The sequence below is a fragment of the Pararhodospirillum photometricum DSM 122 genome, from assembly GCF_000284415.1.
GTDB classification, from domain to species: Bacteria; Pseudomonadota; Alphaproteobacteria; order Rhodospirillales; family Rhodospirillaceae; genus Pararhodospirillum; species Pararhodospirillum photometricum.
The window spans coordinates 458199-484571 of the sequence record NC_017059.1 but is presented as its reverse complement, the minus strand read 5'-3'; the positions used below and the strand labels follow the sequence as shown (position 1 = coordinate 484571).

22 protein-coding genes, 1 tRNA gene, 1 rRNA gene, 1 pseudogene and 1 other annotated feature are annotated in these 26373 nt (G+C 61.0%); of the genes and pseudogenes, 13 read left to right on the top strand and 12 right to left on the bottom strand.

All coding sequences use genetic code 11. The features are described 5' to 3' along the window. Nucleotides 1-28: 28 nt before the first annotated feature. From RSPPHO_RS02105 to RSPPHO_RS19610, 6 genes are all read left to right on the top strand, one after another. Nucleotides 29-370: an STAS domain-containing protein gene (locus tag RSPPHO_RS02105; protein WP_014413638.1), complete on the top strand. Its 342-nt coding sequence runs from the start codon at nt 29-31 to the stop codon at nt 368-370. Beyond that, complete coding sequence (gene glgX, locus RSPPHO_RS02100; protein ID WP_014413637.1) at nt 367-2475, top strand: glycogen debranching protein GlgX; 2109 nt, start codon at nt 367-369, stop codon at nt 2473-2475. The genes RSPPHO_RS02105 and glgX overlap by 4 nt, the downstream gene beginning before the upstream one ends. Nucleotides 2476-2498: 23 nt before the next feature. Then, entirely contained in the window at nt 2499-2819 is a 321-nt protein-coding gene (locus RSPPHO_RS02095; RefSeq protein ID WP_041793774.1) for an anti-sigma factor antagonist, read from the top strand. A 23-nt stretch (nt 2820-2842) separates the two neighbouring features. Beyond that, complete coding sequence (locus RSPPHO_RS02090; RefSeq protein ID WP_014413635.1) at nt 2843-3268, top strand: ATP-binding protein; 426 nt, start codon at nt 2843-2845, stop codon at nt 3266-3268. A gap of 403 nt (nt 3269-3671) precedes the next feature. Then, a complete protein-coding gene (locus RSPPHO_RS02080) occupies nt 3672-4502 on the top strand; it encodes a class I SAM-dependent methyltransferase (RefSeq protein ID WP_041793769.1) in 831 nt (276 codons plus the stop codon). Further along, the gene (locus RSPPHO_RS19610) at nt 4499-5662 is read left to right on the top strand and encodes a class I SAM-dependent methyltransferase (RefSeq protein ID WP_157879049.1); all 1164 of its coding nucleotides are present in this window, start codon (nt 4499-4501) and stop codon (nt 5660-5662) included. The genes RSPPHO_RS02080 and RSPPHO_RS19610 overlap by 4 nt, the downstream gene beginning before the upstream one ends. On the opposite strand, the gene RSPPHO_RS02070 is transcribed toward RSPPHO_RS19610, so the two are convergent. Next, nucleotides 5559-6494: an AAA family ATPase gene (locus RSPPHO_RS02070; protein ID WP_014413631.1), complete on the bottom strand. Its 936-nt coding sequence runs from the start codon at nt 6492-6494 to the stop codon at nt 5559-5561. The two genes, RSPPHO_RS19610 and RSPPHO_RS02070, sit on opposite strands and share 104 nt — an antisense overlap. 69 nt (nt 6495-6563) lie before the next feature. After that, a complete protein-coding gene (locus RSPPHO_RS02065) occupies nt 6564-8540 on the bottom strand; it encodes a transposase domain-containing protein (protein WP_081581622.1) in 1977 nt (658 codons plus the stop codon). Between the two features lie 246 nt (nt 8541-8786). On the opposite strand from RSPPHO_RS02065, the gene RSPPHO_RS18600 reads away from it, so the two are divergent. Further along, nucleotides 8787-9359, top strand: coding sequence for a helix-turn-helix domain-containing protein (locus tag RSPPHO_RS18600; protein ID WP_157879048.1), 573 nt, complete (start codon nt 8787-8789; stop codon nt 9357-9359). 395 nt (nt 9360-9754) lie between these two features. Here the strand turns inward: RSPPHO_RS18600 and RSPPHO_RS02060 are convergent, their stop codons facing one another. Then, a complete protein-coding gene (locus RSPPHO_RS02060) occupies nt 9755-10933 on the bottom strand; it encodes a pyridoxal phosphate-dependent aminotransferase (protein WP_014413630.1) in 1179 nt (392 codons plus the stop codon). A gap of 155 nt (nt 10934-11088) precedes the next feature. After that, nucleotides 11089-12281: pseudogene (locus tag RSPPHO_RS21650) on the bottom strand (gamma-glutamyltransferase). Nucleotides 12282-12360: 79 nt separating this feature from the next. Between RSPPHO_RS21650 and RSPPHO_RS02050 the strand changes: the two are divergent. Beyond that, the gene (locus tag RSPPHO_RS02050; protein WP_041796336.1) at nt 12361-13710 is read left to right on the top strand and encodes a M48 family metalloprotease; all 1350 of its coding nucleotides are present in this window, start codon (nt 12361-12363) and stop codon (nt 13708-13710) included. A 63-nt stretch (nt 13711-13773) separates the two neighbouring features. Here the strand turns inward: RSPPHO_RS02050 and RSPPHO_RS02045 are convergent, their stop codons facing one another. From RSPPHO_RS02045 to rrf, 4 genes are all read right to left on the bottom strand, one after another. Continuing rightward, entirely contained in the window at nt 13774-14616 is an 843-nt protein-coding gene (locus tag RSPPHO_RS02045) for an MBL fold metallo-hydrolase (protein ID WP_041793759.1), read from the bottom strand. Nucleotides 14617-14708: 92 nt separating this feature from the next. Beyond that, nucleotides 14709-15464, bottom strand: a complete 756-nt coding sequence (locus RSPPHO_RS02040; RefSeq protein WP_014413624.1) for an SAM hydrolase/SAM-dependent halogenase family protein — start codon at nt 15462-15464, stop codon at nt 14709-14711. A gap of 125 nt (nt 15465-15589) precedes the next feature. Continuing rightward, nucleotides 15590-15666, bottom strand: a tRNA-Met gene (locus RSPPHO_RS02035). A 51-nt stretch (nt 15667-15717) separates the two neighbouring features. Next, a 5S ribosomal RNA gene (gene rrf / locus RSPPHO_RS02030) occupies nt 15718-15832 on the bottom strand. 82 nt (nt 15833-15914) lie between these two features. Continuing rightward, nucleotides 15915-16011 (bottom strand) — a sequence feature (23S ribosomal RNA rRNA prediction is too short). A 19-nt stretch (nt 16012-16030) separates the two neighbouring features. On the opposite strand from rrf, the gene leuB reads away from it, so the two are divergent. The 5 genes from leuB to RSPPHO_RS02005 all read left to right on the top strand — a co-directional run bounded on the left by leuB (nt 16031) and on the right by RSPPHO_RS02005 (nt 20876). Next, a complete protein-coding gene (leuB, locus tag RSPPHO_RS02025; protein WP_014413623.1) occupies nt 16031-17311 on the top strand; it encodes a 3-isopropylmalate dehydrogenase in 1281 nt (426 codons plus the stop codon). A 130-nt stretch (nt 17312-17441) separates the two neighbouring features. Then, complete coding sequence (locus tag RSPPHO_RS02020) at nt 17442-18287, top strand: AAA family ATPase (protein ID WP_041793754.1); 846 nt, start codon at nt 17442-17444, stop codon at nt 18285-18287. Nucleotides 18288-18353: 66 nt separating this feature from the next. Further along, nucleotides 18354-19547, top strand: a complete 1194-nt coding sequence (locus RSPPHO_RS02015) for a vWA domain-containing protein (RefSeq protein ID WP_041793752.1) — start codon at nt 18354-18356, stop codon at nt 19545-19547. A gap of 16 nt (nt 19548-19563) precedes the next feature. Continuing rightward, nucleotides 19564-19938 (top strand): VOC family protein, encoded by a 375-nt coding sequence (locus tag RSPPHO_RS02010; protein WP_041793750.1) that lies wholly within the window; start codon nt 19564-19566, stop codon nt 19936-19938. Continuing rightward, nucleotides 19935-20876, top strand: a complete 942-nt coding sequence (locus RSPPHO_RS02005) for a carbon-nitrogen hydrolase family protein (RefSeq protein WP_041793748.1) — start codon at nt 19935-19937, stop codon at nt 20874-20876. Before RSPPHO_RS02010 ends, RSPPHO_RS02005 begins: the two co-directional genes overlap by 4 nt. Nucleotides 20877-20930: 54 nt before the next feature. On the opposite strand, the gene RSPPHO_RS02000 is transcribed toward RSPPHO_RS02005, so the two are convergent. The 4 genes from RSPPHO_RS02000 to RSPPHO_RS01985 form a co-directional block, all read right to left on the bottom strand. Further along, nucleotides 20931-22616 carry a stimulus-sensing domain-containing protein gene (locus RSPPHO_RS02000; protein ID WP_041793747.1) on the bottom strand — a complete coding sequence of 562 codons (1686 nt, stop codon included), beginning with the start codon at nt 22614-22616 and terminating at the stop codon, nt 20931-20933. Between the two features lie 78 nt (nt 22617-22694). Beyond that, a complete protein-coding gene (locus RSPPHO_RS01995) occupies nt 22695-23435 on the bottom strand; it encodes a response regulator transcription factor (RefSeq protein ID WP_014413617.1) in 741 nt (246 codons plus the stop codon). Further along, nucleotides 23432-23932, bottom strand: coding sequence for a copper chaperone PCu(A)C (locus RSPPHO_RS01990; protein ID WP_014413616.1), 501 nt, complete (start codon nt 23930-23932; stop codon nt 23432-23434). The genes RSPPHO_RS01995 and RSPPHO_RS01990 overlap by 4 nt, the downstream gene beginning before the upstream one ends. Nucleotides 23933-24121: 189 nt before the next feature. Then, entirely contained in the window at nt 24122-26200 is a 2079-nt protein-coding gene (locus RSPPHO_RS01985) for a methyl-accepting chemotaxis protein (protein ID WP_014413615.1), read from the bottom strand. Between the last annotated feature and the right edge of the window lie 173 nt (nt 26201-26373).

The following is a 26373-nucleotide window of genomic DNA, read 5'->3' as shown; positions in this document are numbered from 1 at the left end:
CCCCTCGGGAAGAAAGGAGACAAGGACGATGGTCCTCGCCGTGACCCAATGCCAGGAGATCACCGTCATTGCCCTTGAGGGCAGCGTTGATGGCAAGACCGCCCCCGAGTTGCAAGCCGAGATCTTGCCCGTTGTCGCCCCCCTCGCTCAGGTGATTTTAGACTTGGCCCGGGTGGACTACATGTCGAGCGCCGGCTTGCGCATGCTCTTGACCTTGTACCGCCAGTTCCAGGCCCAAAAAGGCCGCATCGCCCTGGTGGGGGTGAGCGAGGACATCCGTGACGTCATGAGCCACACCGGCTTCATCGGCTTCTTCACCCTGGCCGATACGCCCGAGGCGGCGGTGGCCCAGTTGCGGGGGCAGTCATGACCGGCGAGCGCATCGACTACTATCCCACCCACGAGATCGCCGGCTATCGGGTGCGGGCCGGCCGGCCCATGCCCTTTGGCCCGACCTTGGTGCCGGGGGGCGTTAACTTTTCGATTTTTTCCAACCACGCCACCGCCTGCACCCTGGTTTTGTTTGGCAAGCACGCCCCCGCCCCCCTAGCCGAGCTGCCGATCCCACCGGCCTTTCGCACTGGCAACACGTGGTCGATCACGGTGTTCGGCCTGGATGTCGAGGAAATCGAATACGGCTATCGCTTCGACGGGCCCTGGGATCCCGAGGCCGGCCATCGGTTCAACCCCAAGGCCATCGTTGGCGACCCCTACGCCCGGGCCATCGGCGGGCGCGATGTCTGGCGCGCTCCCCCCGATTGGGAGGATGTCTATCCCCACCGCTCACGGCTGGTCTTTGAAGACTTCGATTGGGAGGACGACAAACCTCTCGAACTCCCCACCGAGGATCTGATCATCTACGAAGCCCACGTGCGCAGTTTCACCTGCCACCCATCGTCCGGGGTCAAGGCGCCCGGGACCTATGCCGGGCTGCGCGAAAAGATCCCCTACCTTGTCGAGCTGGGCGTCAACTGCATTGAGCTGATGCCGCTGTTCGAGTTCGATGAATGGGAAAACAGCCGCCGCCATCCCGACACGGGGGAGGTTCTGCTCAACTACTGGGGCTACTCCACCCTGGGCTTTTTTGCCCCCAAGGCCGGCTATGCCGCCACCGGCAAGTATGGCATGCAGGTGGACGAGTTAAAGACCCTGGTCAAAGACCTCCACCGCCACGGCATCGAAGTGATGCTCGACGTGGTTTTTAATCATACCGCCGAGGGCGACCATCGCGGCCCGACCATTTCATTCCGGGGTGTCGATAACAAGACCTATTATATGCTGACTCCCGAGGGCTGGTATTATAACTTTTCAGGGTGCGGCAATACGCTCAACTGTAATCATCCCGTGGTGCGCGGCATGGTTATCGACTGCTTGCGCTATTGGGCCGCAGAATACCACATCGACGGCTTCCGCTTCGATCTCGCCGCCATCTTGGGTCGCGACCAAAACGGAGCCCCGCTGGCCAACCCGCCCTTGATCGAAAGTCTGGCTCACGACCCCATCTTGGCCCGCTGCAAGCTGGTTGCCGAGGCCTGGGACGCCGGCGGCCTCTATCAGGTCGGTTCCTTCCCCAATTACGGCCGCTGGGGCGAGTGGAACGGCAAGTATCGCGACGACCTGCGCAAGGTCCTGATCGGCGCCGAGGGCATGGGCGCCCTGGCCCAGCGCCTGCAAGGCTCGCCGGACCTCTATTGGTATCGCGGCGCCACCGCCAGCATCAACTTCATTACCTGCCACGATGGCTTTACGTTGTGCGATCTCGTTTCCTATAACGGCAAGCATAACGAGGACAACGGCGAAAACAATAACGACGGGGCCAACGACAACAACAGTTGGAACTGTGGCGCCGAAGGCCCCACCTCGGATCCCGAGATCAACGCCCTGCGCTCCCGCCAAATGCGCAACGCCCTCACCTTGCTTCTGGTCAGTCAGGGCGTGCCCATGATCCTCTCGGGCGATGAAGTGGCCCGCAGCCAAAACGGCAACAACAACGCCTATTGCCACGACAACGCCCTGTCCTGGTTCGACTGGACCCTGGTCGAGAAAAACGCCGGCCTGCTCGCCTTTACCCGAACCCTCATCGCCTTTCGCAAGGCGCATCCGGTGTTGCGTCGGCGCCATCACTTCGTCCACCGCGATGACGCCCAGGTCGGCCTGCCCGACATCAGCTTCCACGGCACCCAGGCTTGGCGTCCCGAATGGGCCGGCTGGAGCCGCGCTCTCGCCGTCCTGCTCTGCGGCGCCTACGCCCCCGGCGGCGCCGACGATGATGTTTATCTCGCCGTCAACACCTATTGGGAGGGGCTGTGGTTCGACCTGCCCCAGCCTCGCCCGGGGCGGCGCTGGCATGCGGTCATCAATACCGGTCTGCCTTCGCCCGAAGACGCCCATCCCCTGGGCCAAGAGCCCCTGTTGACCGACCAAGCGCACATGCTGCTCGGCCCCCGCTCCGTCGTGCTTCTCGTCGGCCGCTGACCCTCAAGAATAAGGAAGTGATCATGAGCTTGGAGATTGCCGCCGGTTTCGCCGGGACCACCGCGACCTTGACCCTGACCGGCGAACTCGATGCCGGATCGGCCCCCGCCTTCAAAGGCGAAATCGAAAAACTCGCCGGCCTCGGTCCCACCCGCCTCGTCCTGGAAGTCGCCAACCTTAGCTTTATGGCCTCGGCCGGCCTGCGCGTTCTGATCTTCGCCAAGCAAAAGCTGGGCACCGGCGTTGATATCTATGTCGTCAAGCCCCAACCGGCCATCGTCGATACCCTGGAAAAAACCGGCTTCCATCACAGCGTGTTCATCGTCGATCAGGCCCCGGCCTGACCAGCCCCGGGGAGGCCCGTGCCTTGTCTTCCGCCCGATTCCCTGCGGTCTTGGACTCGCTCGCCCCGGTGCGCGATCTGGTCAAACAGAGCGCCGTCGCGGCGGGCCTCTCCTCCGCCCAAGCCTACCGTCTGATGCTGGCCGTCGATGAGGTGGCCACCAACATCATTGTGCACGGCTACCAGGAAAATGGCCTCTCCGGCGTCCTGGACCTCACCCTCACTCTCGAGGACGGCGACATCATCGTCACCCTCGAGGACGACGCCGTCCCCTTCGACCCGGCTTCCCTGGATCCCCCCCTTGACGAGGATCTCGCCCAGCCCCTCGACGACCGCGAGGAAGGCGGTCTCGGTATCATGCTCGCCATGGACGGCGTCGATCGCTTTGCCTACGAGCGCACCGAGGGGCGTAACCGCAATAGGTTCGCGGTGCGGATCAGGGAGGGGTAGGGCGGGGGCGAAGGGAAAGGGAAGGCTGGGGAGGCGAGCCTCCCCAGACCCCTCGTCGAGGGAGGAGGGGGGGACTCGTTCGCGGGGCTGGAATCATTCTTGGCTCGGGATCGTCGTCGCTTCAGCATCAAGCGGACAGACCGTAGAAATTTATACCGTCCTTGACGGATGCTCTTCAATAGAGCCTGGAATTTGCGTCAAGGATCAATAAAAATTCCAATTTTTTCGAGGGTTTTGGACAGAAGGCACAGAGCATGATTGGCCAGCGCCGTAAAATCTTTGAGTCCGTGACGCCCCGAGGTCGCTCCCTTGCAGAAGGCGACCCAGATCTGTACCATCTTCCTTTGGCCGAAAAACGTCTGACCGACCAGGAGAGAGGTCAAGAACAAAAGGTGTGTCCGCAATGAAAATGGGTGATTTTTTTAGGCATCCCCTCGCTTTTCATCACATCCGTGAACAGCTCGGAGCGCAGGACTGGGGGGTGTTTGTCAAAAATTTCTGCCTTGAAGGTTCACCAGTTCCTTTAGCTCTCTCCTTGATGTGTGGCGACGGCTTTCATGACGTCCTGATGCACCAGGCTGGCGTCTTTGATCATGCAATCGGCATCGATGACAGACCAGATCTCCTTGCCACGGCGCAGACACGGGACGCTCTCCCGGTGGACTACCACTGTTCGTCTCCCCTGGACGCCATCATGGGAACCTTGGAACCGGGGAGCGTTCAGCTCGTTTACAATTTTCTCTCCCTGGGGGCGATCCAGGATCTGGATGCTGTCGTGCGAGCCGCCTCTCGACTGCTCGATCAAGACCGGGGCGTTTTTGTTTATGTGGGGTACTGCGGGTCTCGCTACGGCGATATGGACTTCAAGACTCACGCGATCGCCAAAAGAATCGCAAAAACCATGCCCCTCTTGTCAGGCGAACAGGGGGAGGGTGTGGTTGAAGGTTGTGTGGAAAGAATAGAAAGTTTTTTTGATTTTGAAAACAAAACAAGCGAAATCATAGAAAGTACAATATCTCATTTCTTTGATAGTATAACAGTAATAGATCTTGGTGGAACAATAACTCCTTCTCTTCTTGTTTTTGCTCTTGAAAATTATAATTTTTCTGATGAAAAATTTATTTCTATAGCCCTTCTTTTGCAGGTTATGGAGCTTCATCTTATTAAATATAAAGTTATTCCATCGAACATGAAGGTCATCATAGGGAAAAAGCCGAAAGGGAGTTTGTCATGAGCGCACTGGACCAGACTGATCAATTTTGGTCAAATATTCAGGAAACCCAGATAGAGGGATACTGGAACTGGGATCTTTTAGCGCAGGTTGTTCATAAAAAAACTCAAGGGAAAGGAATATTTAGATATATTTCTGAAAAATATTTTGATGGAAAGGGGGCTAACAATGCGTTGTCAATCGGATGTGGTTCCGGAGATTTCGATCGGAAGGCTTATGAAGATAGAGCGTTTAAAAAACTCACGGGTGTAGACATTTCAACTTATGGAATTAAGGCGGCAACAGAAAGGGCAGAAAAGGAGAGTCTTCCATTTTCTTATCATAGAATTGACTTGAATTCAGATTTTATTGCTATTGAAGAGAAATATGATCTTATTTTTGCTAAAGCAACTCTCCATCATATCAAGAATGTTGAGGAGCTTCTTATAAATTTTCTCAAGTCAATGACGGATGATGCCATCTTTATCATGTATGACTATTTTGGTCCGGTCAGAATGCAGTGGGATCATCGTGTCATTGATATCGCAAATTCTCTCATGAGGCGAATTCCCCTGTCATTAAGAGAGAAGCTTCCCGAAGTTCAAAGAACGGGGATTTATGAATTTTTGCGGTGCGATCCATCGGAAGGTGTCTCTGGTGGTAATGTTCTGGAGATTGCTAAATCTATTTTTGAAGTTGTCGAAGAAATAAATATGGGTTCTACGCTCGGTCATCCGATGTTTGCTTATAACGAGAGGCATGTCACCTACTCCGTACCGGAGTATTTGACGCCATGCGAAAACCCATCCCTCCAGGTCTTTTTCATCCTCTCATCCGCAAGAGCTTCAAGGGGAAGTCCAACCCTTTTAAGGGTATCAACCTCCATGGTCGTCATGCGATGGCGGACGTTCTCTTCAGTGTCCGCGATGCAATCCCGCATCCAAGAGAGAATTTTATACAATCCCCGCCGGTCTTCCGGAGTCATGCCCGTTTCGATCTCGTCAAAGGTCATGGTGAGGGCGACGAACGAGGCAACGCTTTTGATGTCGTCGAGGGCTTCACACGGATGCGGGGTATTGCTCATTCCATTTCCTCCAAGGCGAGTTCGGACCATGCGGCGGCAAGGCGCTTCATGCTGGCGGGCGTGTCTGTGCCAAGGGCGGTTAAAAGAGCAAGGCGGATGACCTTGACCACGCAACGCAAACCACCCGGATATTGCGAAAGGCTATAAAGGAGATCCGCTTCCTCGCGGCCGGTGATGCCGAACCCGCTAGCCAGGGCCGAAACATCGGGGCGGGAGGGCTTGCCAAGAGTGACCCTGCGACCCAAGCGGCTATAGACCTGGGGCAACTGGGAAATCGTCGTCATCAATTTGGGGTTGCCGCATAGGATCATGCCGATTTTGGTTGTGTCGTGAATGATCCGCAGTGTCTCTATGGCCTTGGCGTCCAAGTGCTGGGCCTCATCTATAATAATGAGTCCCCCCGTATTTCTGATCCGGGCGGCAATCTGGCGCCGCATCGACGCGGCCCCCCCTGTGACATTCAGGCCCATCGCGTACCCCAGTTCTTCCAACATCGGCACCTTGCTTGACGTGTCGGGAGACATGGTTGCTAACCAGACGTTGGGGCTACTCAGGCGGAACTGTTCGAGAGTGGCCGTCTTGCCCACGCCCGGGGCACCGACAACCGCGACGAGGTCGGCCGTGATCTGGGCGTGATTGAGGCCCGTGCCAATCTTGAGGGCGGCACTGGTGTTGATGAACTCGTGCTTCTGGAGCAAGGGGGATAGGCTATCGCGATGGGCCAGGGCTTCCGACCAGCCCACCAGCTTGGCGGCTATGGCTTCGTTGTCGCCGTCGTAGCGATCGGCGAGGAAGCGCGACAAGGCCGCGCCACTGACACCCGATTCCCGCGCCACAGCCGCTTGTTTCAGGCCGCGAACCTGGATGATCCGATTGACATCATCCCGAACCCGGCCGATGTCGAGCTTGGTTTTATCAAGAATGTCTGTCATTGTTTCCTCGCGTTGGTGCGGGTGTTACCCGCGTTTTTCGGGTCTGGGGGTGTGGCTGCATCCCCAGACTCACATGCTCATCCGAACCTTTCGGAAGATCTCCAACCCGCGCCGGAGATCAGCTTCAAACTCCTCGTCCGGCATAGTGTTTTGAAGAGTGGGTGTCGTGGCCTTCCCCGTATCGGCCCTTGTTTTCGCCCCGGGAACACCGWAAAGTGGTTGAGAAAGGGCGGGGTTGGGCGTGGGGTCTGGTTCGGACGTTCTTGCTGCCTCCACCTGCTTTTGAATGTTGGCGATTTGGGCCGCAGTCATGAGCTTGCGCCCCTGCAATTCTTTTCGGGATGCCGCCTTGATTTGAGCCTTGCCGCGCTCGTGCTGCCGGGCGTCTTCCGTGCTGTCGAAGCGCCCCCGCTTTAGGCAAGGCAGGCTTTCCACGATCAGGTTGCCCTTCGTGTTCCGAACAGCCACAGGCTTACTGCGGTCTGTCGGATCGAACAGGACGCACACCTTGCCGTGTCGGTGCTTCATCAAGGCGTCCTGGTGTTCGATCGACCACCATGTGAAGCCATCTTTTGAAAGGGCTCCGGTATCCTTGTTCGGCTTCAAATACGCCATCTCGAACATGAAGTATTGGCGCTGGGCCACTGTAAGAGGACGCGCCGGACGCTGTTTGTAGCTTTCGGAAAATGCTTGTGAAAACGAGAGTTTACCCTTGCACGCTTCTGTTCTTCGCTTTGGCTGTTCGTTGTGCTTCCTGATTTCGCGTTCGTAAACGTCGAGGGCAACCGCGATATCGACGGGTGTTCCGGTAAAGTCTTCCGGCTTGGCGTCCGGCTTGTGGCCGCAGTAGGCGCCCTTGAGTTCGGGAAGGGTGTCGATCTGCTCTGCCATGTCTCGAAAACCGCGCTCAATGGGCTTGGATTGCCCATGACGGGGCTTAGCAAAACCCACCTTCACGCCAATCAAGGTGAGGATACCCAACTCCTCTCCGGCTTCTTCTTCCGGCTTCACCTTGCCCCGGAACCGATGAGCGGCACCGCCGGACACTTTTTTGCTCGCGAAGGCGCGGCCGTTGTCCGTGCGCAGTTCATCGAAAAGGCCGTATCGGTCAATAACATCAAGGATCACGGTTTTAGTGGTGTCCGCGTCCTCCGTCTTGGAGAAGCGATAGCCTAGAATAAGGCGGCTATAGACATCCTGGATGGCAATGACGATTGGCCTACCTATGGTTCCGTCTTGCCATTTGACGAAGAAATCCGCCTTGCGACCATCCAGATTGACAATTTGCATAGCCTGAAGGTGGGCAATAGACCTCGTCATCGGAGGTAGCGTCTTATCCAGGGCCAGGGCACCACTCTTGATGAGGGCCTTTTCTCCGGCGGGCATTTCCTCCCAACGATTGCGGATGGTGCTGTAGCTGGGCCAGTCCCAACCGAACGTTTTTGCGGCTTCTGCCGTCTCGCGGTATGCCTTCGTCAGAGGGAGGCGCGCGCTTCCTTCCTTTAAAATAGATAAAAAATAGGACCACGCTTCATCAGAAATACTAGTTCGGGGACGCCCGCAATCGTCATAGTCGCCTGATAGTATGGGAAGCCAGTTGACGGGTATATTGTCGCGGGTCTTTGCTCTGATCCGTTCAATTGTCGCCCTACTGAGGCCGGTTTCCTCGCACACGGCGGCAATTGCCTTTTGTATGCGCATCCCAAGGGCAATCTTATTTTCGAACAGAAGAAGGGCCGCGTGGTAATCCTCGGCTTTTTTCCGAAGCAGGGGGGATTTCCGGCAGTACTCGGCCCAAAGCGCCTGATCCGGCTTGTCTTCCGGGGTGACCCCATGGACCCGCTGAAGGTAGGCAATCTGTGTTTCTTCCGGAAGGTCTTCCCACCGAACCGCTAGAGCTAAGCCACCGTTCGTCGGAGTTTGAACTACGGGGGTAGATGACTTGTTAAAGCGCTCTCTCACATTCCGGCTGGATTCTGGCAGCGTTTTTCCGTCGAACGGAAGTCCGCAAAGCGTTCCCAATAGGATAGGTGTTGCGCTGATCATTCGGTAATGCCAGCACAGGAGAGAATTTTACTAACTAGAGCCTGGGCTTTATCCCCTTTACGTTGTCCCTTCAGACACTTATCCGCATACGGGCGACAGATTCCATTGTCGTTGCACCAACGACTAAGGGTGGTTCCCATCATGATGAACCGGGCGCGAACCAAAGTATGCAATACGCCTTCTGGAAGATGTTTAATCCGTCTTGGTGCCATGCTATCCTCGCGGTCCCGAATGAACCCACGCCAGATGATGATTGCGTTTAGCCATCTAGTCAAGACGGAGGATTGCTTTATGCCATTTTTTTCCCCCGACTTTAGCCAGCCAGCGGCATCGGAAATAATTGACAGAATGAAGGAGGTAACAGGGACAAAAACGGATTTAGAGCTTGGTAAGGCTATTGGAGTATCAAAGACAACGGTAGCCTCGTGGAGGAAGAGAAATTCAGTTCCATTAGACCAGTGTTTATTAGCGTCACAAAAATTCTTTTCTTCCTTGGATTATGTTGTATATGGAGAGTCTGCCGGAAGAGGAATAGCAACACACAGCGTTTGCAACGAGCATGCGTATGGTATTGCCTTGTATTTCTATGAGAAATGCAGAGAGCAATTTATGATTGGCGACAAATACAATACGTGCCTTTGGTGGGGACTTATATTTCCGAGAGCGATTCAATATTACGAGAATGAAATCCACGGCCTGTCTATCGCCAAAGATGTATCAACAGGTGAGGCTATGGAGATGGTACGTGATGCAATCGACGCACTGAAGCCAGCCGATTTTATCCCCAAGCTCAATCGATGGTCTCTGGGCAAAGATTGACCATGACAGCGCACGTCGCGGGAAGGGCACGACGCATGGACGTGGGACACCGGAGTACCGATGCTCCTTCCCTTGTGGTGATGCGAACGCCCCAAAGGTCGGACGCAAAACGTCCGACCTTTGAGGGGAAGGAGGGGTGCGTTTTCTCTACCGTAATCACCGTTAACCCATTGATTAAACAGCGTTGCAACGCTGTTCCGTTCCGTCATTGCGGAATGAGAGGATGGGGCGCATTTTGGCCCTTTAGCGCATCTCCTCTCAAACATTTTTGAAACCGCGCCTTCTAACCTATTGATTTATAAGCTATGATTTTGGGCTGATTATCTCAGACTTTTTCGGCCCCTACAACGAGGACGGGGGGAGGCCCGCGCCTCCCCACCCGCCCCCAGAGCCTGTCAAAGGCCAGCGCGACCTGAGGATTTCCTTCCTTCGAGCCAAGGCGTCAAGCGCTCAACCGCTGTTGCCACCGTCTCGGTCGATCCACAGAAGCTAAAGCGAACCCAGCGTGCGCCGTCGGTGTCATCGAAGTCGAGACCCGGTGTGATAGCAATCCCCGTTTCGTTCAAAACCCGGGCGCAAAAATCGAGGCTGTTGTTGGTCAGATGGCCGACGTCGGCATACAGATAAAACGCCCCATCCGCCGGCGCAAAGCGGGTCAGGCCGGCGGCGGGCAGGCCATCGAGCAAAATGCGGCGATTGCGGGCATAGCGCTGGATATTACCCTCAAAAGCTTCCCGATGATCGAGGGCGATGATCCCGGCATGCTGGGACAAGGCGGGGGGACTGATAAACAGATTTTGGGCCAAGCACTCGACCGGGCGGACCAACTCGGGTGGCAAAACCAGCCAGCCTAAACGCCAGCCGGTCATGCAGAAGTATTTGGAGAAGCTGTTGACCACCACGGGATGCTCGGCCATGCCGACCGTGCTGACAGCGGCGGGGCCGTAGGTGATGCCGTGGTAAATTTCATCGGAAATCAGACGAATGCCGCGCTCGCCGCAGGCTGTGACCAGGGCCTGGAGATCCTCAGGCGGGATGACGGTCCCCGTGGGATTGGCCGGGCTGGCGACGATCAGCCCGTCCAGAGGCTTGTCCAGGCGATCAAGAACCTCGACTGTGGGCTGGTAACGGGTTTCGGGGCCCACGGGGATCAGGACCGGTTCGCAACCCAAGGCGGTCAGAATATGGCGATAGGCGGGATAGCCGGGCATGGCAAGCCCCACCCGATCCCCCGCCTCGAAGGCGGCGAGAAAGGCCAGGACAAAGCCGGCCGAGGAGCCGGTGGTGATGGCGATCCGCGCCGGGTCTACGTCGGCGTTTTGGGTCTCGCGATAAAAGCGGGCGATTGCGCTGCGCAAGCCGTCAAGCCCCAGGGCAACGGTATAGCCCAGGGTATCGTCCATGATCCGGCGCGCCAATTCGGCCCGCACGCCCTCGGGCAAACCGGTCGAAGGCTGACCGACCTCCAGATGCAGCACGGAAGCGCCCTCGGCCTCGCGCTTGGCGGCGGCGCGCATTACGTCCATGACAATGAACGGAGGGATTTGCCCACGATGGGCCACTTTTAAAACCATGGTCTCACATCCTGGAAGAGGGCTGGCCCAATCGGCAGACCGACGCCAGCCCCTCTAAGAAACAAAGGGGGTCTGCTCGGCGGGGCCCCGCGTCACCCGATCTGGCGGAAACCCCGCGTCCCTTCAGAAGCACCCCCGGCAAGGATCTGGAGTCTTCAGGTCCCCGAACGCAACCCGTAGCCCGCCCCCCGAGGATCAACCCCGATCTGGCACGACTGGGGATGGGGAGGAATCCCCTCGGGACAAGACGCCACATTAACATGGGCCGGGCCAGCCTTAACCGCGTGGGCAAGGGCCGCGTCTGGCGCCTCCTTGCGGTCAAGAAGCCCCTGCGCGGCGGCCGACACTCCGGCGGGAGCCTGGGCCCCAGCCCCGGCGATGCCGGCATGAAACTCTTTGGAATTGGTATTGATCACCAACAGCGCGGCCAAGGGCTCCCCTCCCCCAAGCTCGGACGAGGCCGCGAGAAACCCCTGATCGCCCAGCATCCGGCCCGTCCCAAAGGGACGCCCCATGGTCAGAACACACGAGACCGCATTGCCCTTGGGATCGGCCACAACAAAACCGGTCGCCCCCGGGCTGCCAGCGCCAGGGATGAGGCTGCCCTCCTGCGTGGCCCGGGCCACGGTCTCATAGCCGTGACGGCTGGTTTCGCTGGCGACCCACTGGGGGACCTGGGCGCGCAGAGCCTCCTGGTCAAGGATCAGCCCCTGTGCCCGAGCACCGGCCACGATTTCCCGGGCCAGCGGGCCATCGTGCATGACCCCGGCCCCGCGCTGGCGCAAGCGACCCAAGGTTGCGGCTAGGTCGTGCAAGACCAGGATCTGCCCCTCGGCCAGAAAAGGCGACAGCCCCTCGGCCCGTGGGGTAAAAGTGGGAGGCAAATCGATCAACCGTTGGTGCAAAGCCCTCGAGACGGGAAAACCGAAGCGGGCCAAGCTCTCGGCGGGGGTCAGCAGCGACTCCCAGCGCCAGGAGCCAAGGCGGGCATGCAAGGCGAACAATCCCCGTGCCAGGGCAGGAACCGCCATGGCTCCCGCCGGACTGCCCCCCCCACCCCGGGGCGGAAATCGAGGGTCTCGATCTTGTTGGTCTCGCCATTATAAGCGACGCACAGACCGCCCCCCCCAAGGCCAGCCGAGGAGGGCAAGGTGACCGCCAAGGTGAACCCCAGGGCGACGGCGGCATCGCCGGCCAAACCGCCCGCAGAAAGCACATCACGCGCGACCAGGACCGCCTGGGGCTCGTCGGCCACCACCACGCCGGCGAACCCCTCGATATGGCCGATTACGCCGGGGGGGCGGTCATCGGCGCAGGCCGTCGTCAGTCCGAGAAGCAGAGCCGCCATCAGGGCCATGGATTGACGCTTCCCCCCCCGGTCCTTACCCTTGCCCCAGCCTGTCCTTCTGACCGTCACGGTGTCCCCCATGCGCACGCTTGTGGTTGTCTCGGTTCTCGTCGGCCTTATGGCCTTGCTGCCGGATCCGGCTCGGGCCCGAAGCCTGTCCCTGATCCGCGACGCGGAAACGGAACGTATCATTGCCCAGTTCGCCGCGCCACTTCTGCGCACGGCCGGTTTGGGTGAACGCTCTGTCACCTTGCGCGTTCTCAATGATGGCGAAGTGAATGCCTTCGCCACCACGGAATCACGCATCTTCATCAATTCGGGCCTGATCTTGCGCGCCAAGGGTCCTGATGAACTCAAGGGCGTGATCGCCCACGAAATCGGCCACGTCGTCGGCGGTCATATGCTACGACTGCGAGATCAGGTGGCGCAATCAACCTTGTCTAGTTTTGTTGGCATGCTGGCCGGTGCGGCTCTCGGCGCCGCGGCCGGACGGGGCGACCTCGGCGGTGCGGTCGCCCTGGGCGCGGCCCAGATGGCCCAGCGGGACTTCTTGTCGTACACCCGCACCCAGGAGAACGCCGCCGACGCCTTTGCCTTGAAGGCCCTGGATGCCACGGGGCAGTCGGCCGAGGGGATGCTCCGCTTCTTTGATGTGTTGAGCGGCCAGGAAGCCCTGATGTCAAACAATCAGGATGCCTACACCCGGACCCACCCCCTGACCCGCGACCGCATGGAAACCTTGCGCGCCCATGTGGCCCATTCCGGCCAAACGGGCAAGGCCCCCGCCCCGGCCGATGTCGCCGCCTTTGCCCGCCTCAAGGCCAAGCTGTTTGCCTTCCTGCGGCCCCCGTCAACCACTCTGGCCACCTATCCGGCCTCTGATCGCTCGGTCGCCGGACGCTATGCCCAGGCCATCGCCTATTATCGTAGCGCCGATCTCAGTCGCGCCCTCCCCTTGATGGATGGCCTGATCGCCGAGGCCCCCACCGACCCCTACCTCCAGGAACTGCGCGGCCAGATGCTGTTCGAGCACCAGCGCTTGGCCGAGGCCCGGACTTCATACGCCGAAGCGGCTCGACTAGCTCCGACCGAACCCTTGATTTTGGTGTCGTTGGGCCATGTCGGCAACGAAATCGGCGAGCCCACCACGCTCATGGAAGCGCGCAAGGCCTTGAAGGCAGCGGTAGCCCTGGATCCCACCAATCCCTTCGCTTGGCGCCAGCTTGCCAACGCCGAGGGTCGCCTGGGGGATGAAGGCTTGGCCGCGTATTATCTCGCCGAAATGGCACTAGCAGGCAATGACCCGCGCGAGGCCCTGGCCCACGCCAAACGCGCTGAAGGCCGGTTGCGTCCGGGCACCCCGGAGTGGACCCGGCTCAAGGACCTGATCGCCGACGCTGAACGGCAGCAGCGTCGCCAAGACCAGTAACAAAGGGCCGCCTGCCCCAAGGGAACCGCGATGGTTCCTGGGGCGACGGCCCAGCCTCGGGCTTCAGCACGAGGAGGCCGGATCAAGGTCAATCTCCAGGCCGTCGCGAGCGATGAGGCACCCCTCCCAGACCTGCTTGGTTTTCACTTCCAAATCGGCCATGAACGCATCGTCGTGGTCGGGATCATGATGGAAAAGCACCAAGTTTTTGGCCCCCGCCCGTTGACACAGCCGCACCCCCTCTTCCCAGGTGGAATGTCCCCAGCCAACCCGGTTGGGGAGTTCCTCCTCGGTGTAAGTACTATCATAAATGACGTAATCCGCCCCCTCTATCAACCTTAAGATATTTTCATCAGGCCGCCCCGGGATATGCTCCGTATCGGTCACGTAGCATACGGCTTGCCCCTGCGCTTCCAGGCGGTATCCTGTTGCCCCATTGGGATGATTAAGGGGAGCGGTCCGGATCTTGATACCGCTTTTGTCGAGCACAAAGGTTTCGCCGGCCTCGAAATCGGTAAAGGTCTTCTGCGACTGGAGGTTTTCGAGGGGCACCGGAAACATCGGATCGGACATCTGGCTGGCTAAAAGATGCCGGATGCCTCCATTACTTGACAAATGCCCGGCAAAGACATCAAGACGAACCTTCGGGTTATAGGCCGGGGCAAAAAAAGGGAACCCGAAGATGTGATCCCAATGGGTGTGGGTCATCAGCAATGTAAAGTGATCTACCCCACGGTTACTGGGGCACGCACCAAGATTACGAATGCCCGTTCCCGCATCCAGGATAACGTGATGATCTCCCACAACAACTTCAACGCAACTGGTATTCCCACCATAAATGACATGCTGGGGAGACGGACAGGCAATGCTGCCTCGGACACCCCAAAACTTGATCGATGCCTTCATCACGCCCCGACTGCCCTTAACATACAACCAGTTCCGGTCAGAATAACACTAAGGCCAGTGTACCGTTTTGTCTCCACGTCGAATACCGGATTCTACCCCCGAACCGATACACCGGCTGTGGCGGCGATCACACGCACGGGGGTTCCCAGGTGAAGAGCAAGCTTTTGGTCGGCCCGCCCCTGGTTCACCGCGATTTCCATCAACCCATTAGCGTTACGATAACAAAACGGTTCCCCCTTGTCGAGATCGCAAAAAGTCCGCGCACGAGGAAGAACACTCGACTCTAGGGCGAGCGTATCATGGGGCCCCAGGGAACTCGCCCGAATCCCGGTGAGGGCGTTTCCATAGGTGTCCAGGTATATGATCCGGGGAAGGTCGTTGGGAAAATCCGGGCGGTCGAGTCGCCCAGGATCTAACACCGTAGTGCCCTCGGGCAAGCCTCCCCGGGCCAAAATCGCCGCAGCCGGGGCAAAAACATCGCGGCCATGAAAGGAGGCACTGGCTCCCGGCGGCACCGACAAGCGCCACGCCGCCCGCTCCCTCGCCCAGCGCGCCACAAGGGAAAACAAACCGTTGTCGGGCCCCACGAACCACAGACCGTCCGCCTGCAAGATCACGCCGTCGCGCTCTCCCCCCACGTCGGGATCGACAACCCCCAAAACCAAGCTTCCAGACGGCAGGTCGCGGGTATAGGCCGCCAACAAAGGGGCCGACAGGGCGGGCTGAAACACCGGCAGATCGGCAAACAGATCAATAACCGCCTGCTCGGGACACCGCTGGGCAAGAACGGCCCTGACCTGCCCAAGATACGGACCGGTCAGTCCGAAATCCGTCGCTAAAAAAATCACCCTGCTCTACTCTCCTTCTGATGGACGCAGAAGCGCCTTCGCCTGTTACCTATGTGTTAACTGTGCCGAGTCTGGGACGCAAAAAAGGCGTTAGCCCTTGAGCTAACGCCTTTTTTCATGAATTTTGGTTGCGGGGGCCAGATTTGAACTGACGACCTTCAGGTTATGAGCCTGACGAGCTACCGGGCTGCTCCACCCCGCGATAAGGCTATTTGACAGTGTAAAGAGGGTTTTTTGACAGACGGCTTTGAAGGCCTGGCGGCGACCGACTCTCCCACGCCTTAAGACGCAGTACCATTGGCGCTGAACAGTTTCACGGCCGAGTTCGGGATGGGATCGGGTGTTTCCTGTTCGCCATGACCACCAAGCCATCGAAGCCGTCTGATGATGTCGTTATGGGAATTTACAAGCGCTAGGGCCGGCCTGGCCTCTGCGCGTTTATCAAGCCGATCGGACGATTAGTACCGGTTAGCTTCACGCATTACTGCGCTTCCACACCCGGCCTATCAACGTGGTGGTCTACCACGGTCCTGATAGGGAAACCTGGTTTCGAGGGAGGCTTCCTTTTGAAAAGCGCGCTTTTTCAAAAAAGGGGGGGAGGAAGGGAGGGCCATAGACAGAAGAAAAAAGGGGGTCTGGGGCATCGCCCCAGGCGGGGTTCGGGGCGGCAGCCCCGTATCGCCCGAAGCAAGCACCCAGCCTTAACGCGAACGACCCCTTATTGTTTTTCGGAGACGATGATGTCGGCGAAGAAGCTTCTTTTCCTGCCCGGTGATGGGATTGGCCCCGAGGTGATGGCCCAGGTTCGTCGGGTGATGGACTGGCTGGCGGCGAGTGGCCGGGCCACGTTTGAGGTGGAGGACGGTTTGGTCGGCGGCGTGGCCTATGATGCGTATGGCACGCCGCTGCATGACGACACCATGAAGCTGGCCCTGGAGGCCGATGCGGTGCTGCTGGGCGCCGTGGGCGGGCCGAAGTGGGATTCGCTGGACTTTGCCGTGAAGCCCGAGCGCGGCCTTCTGCGCCTGCGCAAGGACATGGAGCTGTTCGCCAACCTGCGTCCGGCTCTGGTGTTTGATGCCCTGGCCGAGGCGTCGTCGCTCAAGACCGAGCTGGTGGCCGGTCTCGACATCCTGATCGTGCGCGAGCTGACCGGCGGCGTGTATTTCGGCCAGCCGCGTGGCATCAGCGACCTGCCCAACGGCGAGCGGCGCGGCGTCAACACCCAGGTGTACGACACCCACGAGATCGTCCGGGTGGCCCGCGTGGCCTTTGACCTTGCCCGCAAGCGCGACAAGCGCCTGTGCAGCGTGGAAAAGGCCAACGTGATGGAATCGGGCCTGTTGTGGCGCGAGGAAGTGACCAAGATCGGGACCAGCGAGTTCCCCGACGTGGCCCTGTCGCACATGTACGCCGACAACTGCGCCATGCAGTTGGTCCGCCAGCCCAAGCAGTTCGACGTGATTGTGACCGACAACCTGTTCGGTGACCTGCTGTCCGACTGCGCGGCGATGCTGACCGGCTCCTTGGGCATGCTGCCCTCGGCGTCGTTGGGCGAGGCGGATGCCCAGGGCCGGCGCAAGGCGATGTACGAGCCGGTCCATGGCTCGGCGCCTGACATTGCCGGCCAGAACAAGGCCAACCCGCTGGCGACCATCCTCAGCTTCTCGATGATGCTGCGTTACAGCTTTGATCTGGCGGCCGAGGCGGATCTGGTCGATCAGGCGGTGCGCGACGTGCTGGCGGCGGGTATTCGCACCGGCGACATCATGCAGCCCGGCAAGACCCTGGTCGGCACCTCTGGCATGGGCGATGCCCTGCTGGACGCCCTGAAGAAGCACGGCTAACCAACCGAGGGGTTTGGGGAGGCCGCGCCTCCCCAACCTTCCCTTTTATCCTGGTCTCCTGCCTCATTGACGCGGCCCCCGATCGTTGCGACCCTCAAGGGCATCGACGATCCCTCCTGGAGGCCCGCCCATGACCTTCACCGGCACCGATCGCTATATCGCCACCGATGACCTGCGCGTGGCGGTCAATGCCGCGATCACCCTGGCCCGCCCCTTGCTCGTCAAGGGAGAGCCCGGCACCGGCAAGACCGTTCTGGCCGAGGAGGTGGCCCAGGCCTTGGGCATGCCGCTGCTCACGTGGTCGATCAAATCGACCACCAAGGCCCAGCATGGCCTGTATGACTACGATGCCGTGGCCCGCCTGCGCGATTCCCAGTTGGGCGATCCCCGCGTTCAGGACATCCGGCATTACCTGCGCAAGGGGCCGCTGTGGCAGGCCTTCGAGCGGCCGGACGGGGCGGTGCTGCTCATCGACGAAATCGACAAGGCCGATATCGAGTTTCCCAACGATTTATTGCTGGAACTCGACCGCATGGAGTTCGATGTCCATGAGACCGGCGAGCGGATCAAGGCCCAGCGCCGGCCGGTGGTGATCATCACCTCGAACAACGAGAAGGAACTGCCGGACGCGTTCCTGCGCCGCTGCTTTTTCCACTACATCCGCTTTCCCGACGAGGAGACCCTGCGCGCCATCGTGGGGGTGCATCATCCCGGTTTGTCGCATCGGCTGGTCGAGGAAGCGCTGGCCGTGTTCTTTCAACTGCGCGAGGTTCCGGGGTTGCGCAAACGGCCCAGCACCTCGGAACTCCTGGACTGGCTAACGTTGCTGGCAAGCGATGACATTGCGCCGGAGGCCCTGCGCGGGCGCGAGGGGCGGTCGTTGGTGCCGCCGTTGGTGGGGGCGTTGCTCAAGACGGAGCAAGATGTTCACTTGGTCGAGCGGCTGGCTTTTCTGGCGCGGCGTGAGGGGCGCTAGGAAAAGTTGAGAGAAAGGCTGGGGAGGCTGGCCTCCCCAGACCCCTCATCGGGGGAGGGCTGGCCCATGTTTTTACGTTTGTTTCTTACGTTGCGGGAAGCCCGACTGCCGGTCAGTCTGACCGAGTATTTGATGCTGCTCGACGCGCTCGATGCTCGGCTGGCGTTTGGCCGGGTTGATGATTTTTACCATCTGGCTCGTGCTACCTTGATCAAGGACGAGCGGCATTTCGACCGGTTTGATCAGGTGTTTGGCCAAGTGTTCAGGGGCTTGGAGACCCTTGGGGAGGCGCTGGCCGTCGGTCCTGAGGCGCGCGCTTTGCCCGAGGATTGGTTGCGCTCCCTGGGCGAGCGTTTCCTGACGCCCGAGGAAAAGGCTCAGGTGGCGGCGCTGGGCGGCTTCGAGGCCCTGATGGAGACCTTGCGTCAACGCTTGGAGGAGCAAAAGAAGCGCCACGCTGGGGGGGGCAAGTGGATTGGCACTCAGGGCACCTCGCCGTTTGGCGCCGATGGCTACAATCCCGAGGGAGTGCGCATTGGCCAGGATCGCTCGCGTCATCGGCGGGCGCTCAAGGTCTGGGATCGGCGGGAGTTCCGCGATCTGGATGGCGATACCGAGTTGGGGCCGCGCGCCTTCAAGCTGGCCTTGCGGCGGTTGCGGACCTTTGCCCGCACCGGCGCCGCCACCGAACTGGACCTGGAGGGCACCATTCACGCCACCGCTCACCAAGGTGGGCTGCTGGATGTGAAAATGGTGCCGGAGCGTCACAACGCGGTGAAGGTGTTGTTGTTGCTCGATAGTGGCGGCTCCATGGACGACCATGTGGGGGTGTGCGAGAGCCTGTTTCGTGCGGCGCGGGCCGAGTTCAAGCATTTGGAGACGTTTTATTTCCACAATTGTGTGTACGAATCCCTCTGGCGGTCCAATGCCCGGCGCCATGCGGAAAGAACCCCGACCGCTCTGTTGCTCAATACCTATCCCCGGGACTACCGGCTGATCCTGGTCGGCGACGCGGCCATGAGTCCCAGCGAACTGACCCGGATCGGGGGCTCGGTCGAGCATATGAACGCGGAGCCCGGGCAGGTGTGGGTCGCCCGTCTGTTGGAGCAGTGGCCCCGGGCGGTATGGCTCAATCCGGTGCCGGAGCGGTTTTGGGGAAGCACCGCCTCGACCGCCCTGGTCCATCGCCTGATGGGGCAGCGCATGTACCCCCTGACCCTGACCGGCCTGGATGTCGCCATGACCGAGTTGGTGCGATAACAGAAAAGGCGTGCCGATGGATCACGGACACTTCTGCTGGAACGAACTCCTGACCTGGGATATCGACGCCGCCAAGGCGTTTTACGCGACGCTCTATGGCTGGACCTACGACGCCTCGGGCCGCGATGACGGCTATTGGATCGCCTGGAACAACGGCCAGCCCGCTGCCGGTCTGTTCCAGATGACCCCGGAGCGGTTCGCCGGCGTTCCCGCCCATTGGTTCGCCTATATCGCCGACCAGGATGTAGACGCCAGCTTGGCGCGCCTTGTGGCCCAGGGCGGCACGGTGGTGCGCGAGTCCTTTGTGGTCGGCGACATGCGCATGGCCATCGTGCGCGACGCTGGCGGCGCTTTTTTCGGTTTGTGCCAAAAGCTGGGAGACGAGGCATGAGCGCATTTACCGTCGCCGTGGTTCAGGCGGGCTCGGTGTTGTTCGACAAGGCTGCCTGCCTCGACAAGGTGGATGCCTTCACCGGGCAGGCCGCCGAGCGGGGCGCCCGGTTGGTGGTGTTTCCCGAGGCGTTTGTCTCGGGCTATCCCAAGGGGCTCGACTTCGGCGCCCGGCTTGGCTTCCGGCTGCCTGAGGGTCGCCAGCAGTACCGCCGCTACCACGAAAGCGCCGTCGAGGTGGCCGGGCCCGATGGCGCGGTGCTGTCCGGCATTGCCGAGCGCCATGGCGTGCATTTGGTGGTTGGGGTGATCGAGCGTGAGGGGGGCACCTTGTATTGCTCGACCCTGACCTATTCCCCCGAGGGCATGCTGATCGGCCGCCATCGCAAGCTGATGCCCACCGCCGTCGAGCGCTTGGTGTGGGGCTGTGGCGATGGCTCCGACGTGAGTGTCATCGACACCCCGCTGGGCAAGATCGCCTCGGCCATTTGCTGGGAAAACTACATGCCGCAACTGCGGCTTGCCTACTACGCCCGGGGCGTCCAGCTTTATTGCGCCCCCACGGTTGATGACCGCGACACGTGGCTGGCCACCATGCGCCACATTGCCGCCGAGGGTCGCTGTTTTGTGCTGTCCGCCGTCCAGTCCCTGGACCGCTCGGCTCTGCCCGAGGACTATGCCTACAGTCCGCCCCACGACACGCCCGAGCAGGTTATCAAGGGCGGGAGCGTCATCGTGGGACCCCTGGGCACCGTTTTGGCCGGCCCTGCCGCGCCTGGGGAAACCGTTCTGACTGCCGAGGTCGATCTCGCCCACATCGTGGAAGCACAGTTCGACATGGATGTGGTGGGCCACTACGCCCGCCCCGACGTGTTCCAACTCACCGTCCACGACCGCTCTCTCAAGCCCGTGGTGTTCGTCCCCAACAGCACGCCATGATCTCGGAACGGTGGGGTCTGGGGAGGCCCGCCTCCCCAGCCTTCTCTTCCCCTGTCAAGCGGCCGGCAGATCCACAACAAAGCGCGCCCCCAGGACGTTCCCCTGGCGATCCAGCCGGTTGCTGGCGCGGATGGTGCCGCCGTGGGTGTCGATGATCTGGCGGCTGATGGCGAGGCCCAGGCCCGAGTGGGTGCCAAACTTCTCGGCGCTGGGGCGTTCGGAATAGAAGCGCTTGAAGATGRCCTCCTCCGAGCCCGGCGGAATGCCGGGGCCGTCATCGTCCACCGTCACGATCAATCGGTCGCGTACCCGGCGGCCCTTGAGGCGCAGGGTCCCGCCTTCGGGAGAGAACGACAGGGCATTGACGATCAGGTTGCGAAACACCTGCACCAAACGCCCCTCCATGCCCAGCACGACCAGCGGCTCGGTGGCATTCCCGTCCACGACCAGGGCCACCTTGCGCTCGCGCGCCTCGGACTCGTGGATTTCGGCGAGGGTTTCTAGTATGGGCCGCAGGGCCACGGGGTCTTTTTCGGCCCGCGACAGCTCGGCATCCAGGCGCGAGGCGTCGCTGATGTCGGTGATCAGGCGATCTAGGCGCTGGACGTCATCCACGATGACCGCCATCAGGCGTTTTTGCTTTACGGGGTCGTCGAGGCGCGCCGCGGTCTCGACGGCGCTGCGCAAGGAGGTCAGGGGGTTCTTGATCTCGTGGGAGACATCGGCGGCAAAGCCCTCGATGGCGTCCATGCGGGCCCATAGGGCCTCGGTCATGGCGCGCAGGGCCTCCGAGAGATCGCCCAGTTCGTCGCTGCGGGCTGAATAGTCGGGGATGCCGGTTTCGCGCCCTCCCTTGCCCCGGCGCACCCGGTCGGCGGCGGCGGCGAGGCGGACCAGCGGCCGGGCGATGGTACCGGCCAGGTAGAGGGACATCGAGATGGTGAGCGACAGGGTGAAGGTGAAAATCTCCATCACCGCGAGGCGCATCTCGAACAGGCTTTCGATGATGTCATCGCCGCTGCGCGAGACCATCACCGCGCCGACCACTTGCTTGTAGTACTGCACCGGCACGGCGACCGAGAGGACAATGCCGTGCTCGGGGCGCACGCGCATCGCTTGGCTGTTTTCGCCCAGGGTCAGGGCATCGGCAACCTCGGGATAGTCGCTGATGGTCGGGTGGGGGTGCTCGACGTCGGTCATGAGGCCGCTGCTCTCGGCGGCCGAGGGCAGCAAGGCGTCGTAGAGGCGCCGGGCCACGCTGGGGACGGTCTGGTCGGGCCGGGGCGGTGGCGGCAGATCGACGACCTGGACCACGCCGCCATAGCCCACCAGACGCTGACTGTCGGCGAGCAAGGTGCCATTGGTGCCAAACAGGCGGGCGCGCACGTTGGCCAGATTGGCGAGGCGGCGGACCATCTGCCGCGCGGTGTCGGGGTTGATGCCGTGGGTCGCGCGGACCACCCGGCCATCGACGTTGACATCAAGATTGACCGCGCCCTCGGCGATGGCCGCGGCGATCAGATCCGCTTCCGTGCGCAGGGCCTGAAAGGTCGAGGCAGTCAGGGCTTTCTTGTAGACGTCGAGGTAAAGAAAGCCAACCGCCAGGAAAATGGGGGCAATGAGGTTGACGGCCAGGATCCGCCGGGTGAGCCCGGAGCGAAACAGGCCGCGGCGTCCCTGCGGCCCCGGACGCCGGGGCTCGGGCCCGCTGGGGGGATCATCGTCATCGGCGACGGACATGAAGGTTCCTTGAAGAGAGAAGGCTGGGGAGGCGGGCCTCCCCAAACCCCTCCTTAGGGGAGGGGCAAGGAGCCGCCTCTAGGCGGAGGGGGCTCCTTCTCCCGGGGGACGCAGCGGGACGGGGTCCTTGTAGCGGTAGCCGACGCCGTACAAGGTCTCGATTTCCGAGAAGGAGCGGTCAACATCGCGGAACTTTTTGCGCAGCCGTTTGATGTGGCTGTCGATGGTGCGGTCATCGACATAAATGTTTTCGCCATAGGCGGCGTCGATCAATTGGTCGCGGCTTTTGACATGGCCCGGGCGCTGGGCCAGGGCCTGGAGGATCAAGAACTCGGTGACGGTGAGATCGACGGCCTGTCCCTTCCAAGCGCACAGGTGGCGATCGGGATCCAAGGTGAGGTCGCCGCGCACCAGGGCGCTTTTGGACAGGTCGGGCCCCGCTGATCCGGCGCGCAGGTCAAGGCGGCGCAAGAGGGTGCGGATGCGCTCGATCAGAAGGCGCTGGGAGAAGGGTTTTTTGATGTAGTCGTCGGCGCCCAGGCGCAAGCCCATCAGCTCGTCCACCTCGTCATCTTTCGAGGTGAGGAAGATGATGGGCATGGTGGTGCGTTCGCGCAACTTTTGCAAAAGCTCCATGCCATCCATGCGCGGCATTTTGACATCGAGGACCGCGAGGTCCACCGGCTCGGCGGTCAGGCCACGCAAGGCTTCGGCGCCGTCGTTGTAGGTGGTGACGTGAAAGCCCTCGGCTTCCAGGGTCAGGGAGACCGAGGTCAGGATATTGCGGTCGTCATCCACCAGGGCGATGCGACGGGTCACGGTTTTTCTCCCTGCGCGCCCATGCCGCCCATGCCGCCCATGCCGTCCATGCCGCTCATGGAGCCAGCGGCCTTGACGGCGACCTCCACCTGGATCGTGCCGGCGCGCTCAAACGTCAGCGCCAGAGGGAAGCGGTCTCCTTCCTTCAAGGGCGCCTTGAGGTCAATGAACATGATGTGTAGGCCCCCGGGTTCCAAGACCGTGTCGGCCTTGGCCGCGATGTCAAGGCCGGGCAGGGAGCGCATGGTGGCCATGCCGTTCTTGAACGACTGGGTGTGGAGTTCGACGCGCTGGGAAATATCGGCTTCGGCCTTGATCAGGCGATCAGCGGGGCCTTGGTTGTGAAATGTCATGAAGGCACCGGCCACCCGGGCCACCGACGCCGAGGCGCGGGCCCACGCCCCCTCGACGGTGATCGGGGAAGGCTCCTGGGCTCCAGCCCCCCAAAGCGGGACCACAGCCAGCCCTGCGGCGAGAACGATGGCACGAACGAACATGACGGGCTCCGCGATGGATGGAGAAACTGCATCAGCCTAACCATCCCTGCCCGTTTGGAAAAGAGGTGAGCGTGCCGATCCCGAGGCAATTGAACGGGGGCGTCCCGGCGGGTGAGGAAGGGAAGGCAGGCTGGGGAGGCGCGGCCTCCCCAGACCCCTCGGTTTCGGGGGCTTTCCTGGGCCGGGATGTCAGGCCGTCAGGCGGTGCAGGTCGCTGACGAAGGTTTCGACTGTGCGTTTGAGCAGGTCGGACTCGTGAACAATGGTTTCGCTGACTTGGCCCAGGTCCTGGGCGGCGCTGGTGGTCTGGACCGCGGCCTCGGAGACGTTTTGGGCGTTGGTCGAGACTTCGCCCACCCCCGAGGCGGCCTGTTGGATGTTGCGGGCGATCTCGGCGGTGGCGGCGCCTTGCTGCTCCACAGCGGCGGCGATGCTGCTGGCGGCGGTGCTGATGGCGCCCACGGTTGCCTTGATGCCGGCAATGGCCTCGACGGCCTTGCCGGTTTCGGCCTGGATGTGGGCCACCTTGAGCTGGATTTCGTCGGTGGCGCGGGCTGTTTGTCCGGCCAGACTTTTGACCTCGCCGGCCACGACGGCAAACCCCTTGCCCGCTTCGCCGGCCCGCGCTGCCTCGATGGTGGCGTTGAGGGCCAGAAGATTGGTTTGCGAGGCAATGGAGTTGATCAGGGCCACCACATCGCCAATCTGGCGCGCGGCCTCGGCCAGGCCGGCGATCACGCTGGTGGTGGTTTCGGTTTCCTGGACCGCGGCTTGGGAGGTGTTGGAGGTTTCGCTCACGCGCCGGGCGATCTCGGCGATGGAGGCCGAGAGTTGTTCCGAGGCGGCGGCCACGGTCTGGATGTTGCCGTCCACCTGCTCCGAGGCCAAGGCGGTGGCCTCGGACTGGCCCCGGGTCTGGCTGGCGGCATCGCGCAAGGTGGCGCCGCTCGCGCGCAGGGCCTCCACCGAGACGGCGAAGCCGCGGGCGATTTCGGCCATGTGATCCACGAAGCCCTGGATCAGGGCGTTGGTGTCTTCGTGGCGGCGTTCGCGCTGGATTTGTTCGTCGCGCTGGAACTGGCCCAGGCGGTCGGCGTCGCGCGAGGTGTCTTGAAGCACCACCACGGCCCGGGCCATGGTGCCGATCTCGTCGGGGCGCTGGGTCCAGACGATGTCAAGGTCGCGCCGACCATTGGCGATGGCGTTAATCGCCTGGGTCAGGCCTTGCAGCGGCGAGATGACCCGGCGTTGAATGATCACGCTGGCCCCCCCGGTCAAGAGAATGGCGGCGCAGGCGAAGGCGATGGCCAACCAAAGATTGCGTCTGGCGTCGTGGGCGAGGTCGTGGATCTTGTCCTGGGCCACCGAAAGGGCCGTGTCGCGCACGTTGACAATAGCCGCCAGCATGGGTTGGGTGGTGGCGCGGTAGGTGGGGCCATCCAGGCCGTAGGTGCCGCCTTTATCCGAGGCGTCGAGGATCTTGTCCTTGAAGCGGGCGAAAGCATCGACGTAATCGCGCTGCAACGAGGCGAGGGCCCCCGTCAGAACCGGATTGTTGAGGCCGCGCGCCACCTCTTCAATTTCGGTCAGCAGTTGCTTGACTTGTCCCTGGAAGGTCAGAACCTGTCGTTCTGTCTCCGAGGTCATGGGCTTTTGCGTCATCACCGTGTTGAGCAGCATGTTGGACTGCCGGCCCCCAAGATCGCGCAGTTCAATGGCGAGGGCGATGGCGGTGGCGTAAGGGGCGATTTGGGGCGTGTGGGCGCTGATGGCGACGCGCACGTCCTGGGCCAGATCGGTGGTCGCCGTGGCGATGGCGAACATTTCTTCTTGGTATTTTTTCTGGGCACCGGGATCGCGTTGGGCCTTGTCCTGCGCCATGGCCTGATCGGCGAGGGTCCTGGCCTGGGTCAGGCGATGGCTCAGGGCGCTGAAGGCGTCGGTGAAGGCCTTGTTGTTCACCACCTCGAGGGCGGCCTGGGTTTCCTGGAGCCGGGTGTCGAGCTTGGCTCGGGCCTCGCGCACCGGGGTGCGACGGGTGTCATCGGCTGCCGTGTCAGCGGCGAGGGGGAGCGAGGTCGTCCCGCGTTCCTGCCCCACGTATTCCAAGGTACGCCCGGCGGCACCGTAGGCGGCGACCAGATGTTCAGAAGCGGTGATTGAGGAAAGGCGCGTCCATTCGCGCTCCATGTTCACGGCGCTGCTGATCAGCAGCAAAAAGGCGACCCCGCCCATACACAGGGTTAAAAGCGCTCGGATTCCCATCATACTTCCCCTCTGATGGTTCCTTGTCTGGTGTCAGAAGAGAGTATGACAAAAAGGTCATTTGTTTTAAATAGAATAAATGCATTAATACATCCTTTGAGTCGATATCTCAGTCATCTGAAAGTCCTAAAAGTTGTTTTCTTTCGTGGCTCTCCTTGCCCGAGTTGAAGAAGATT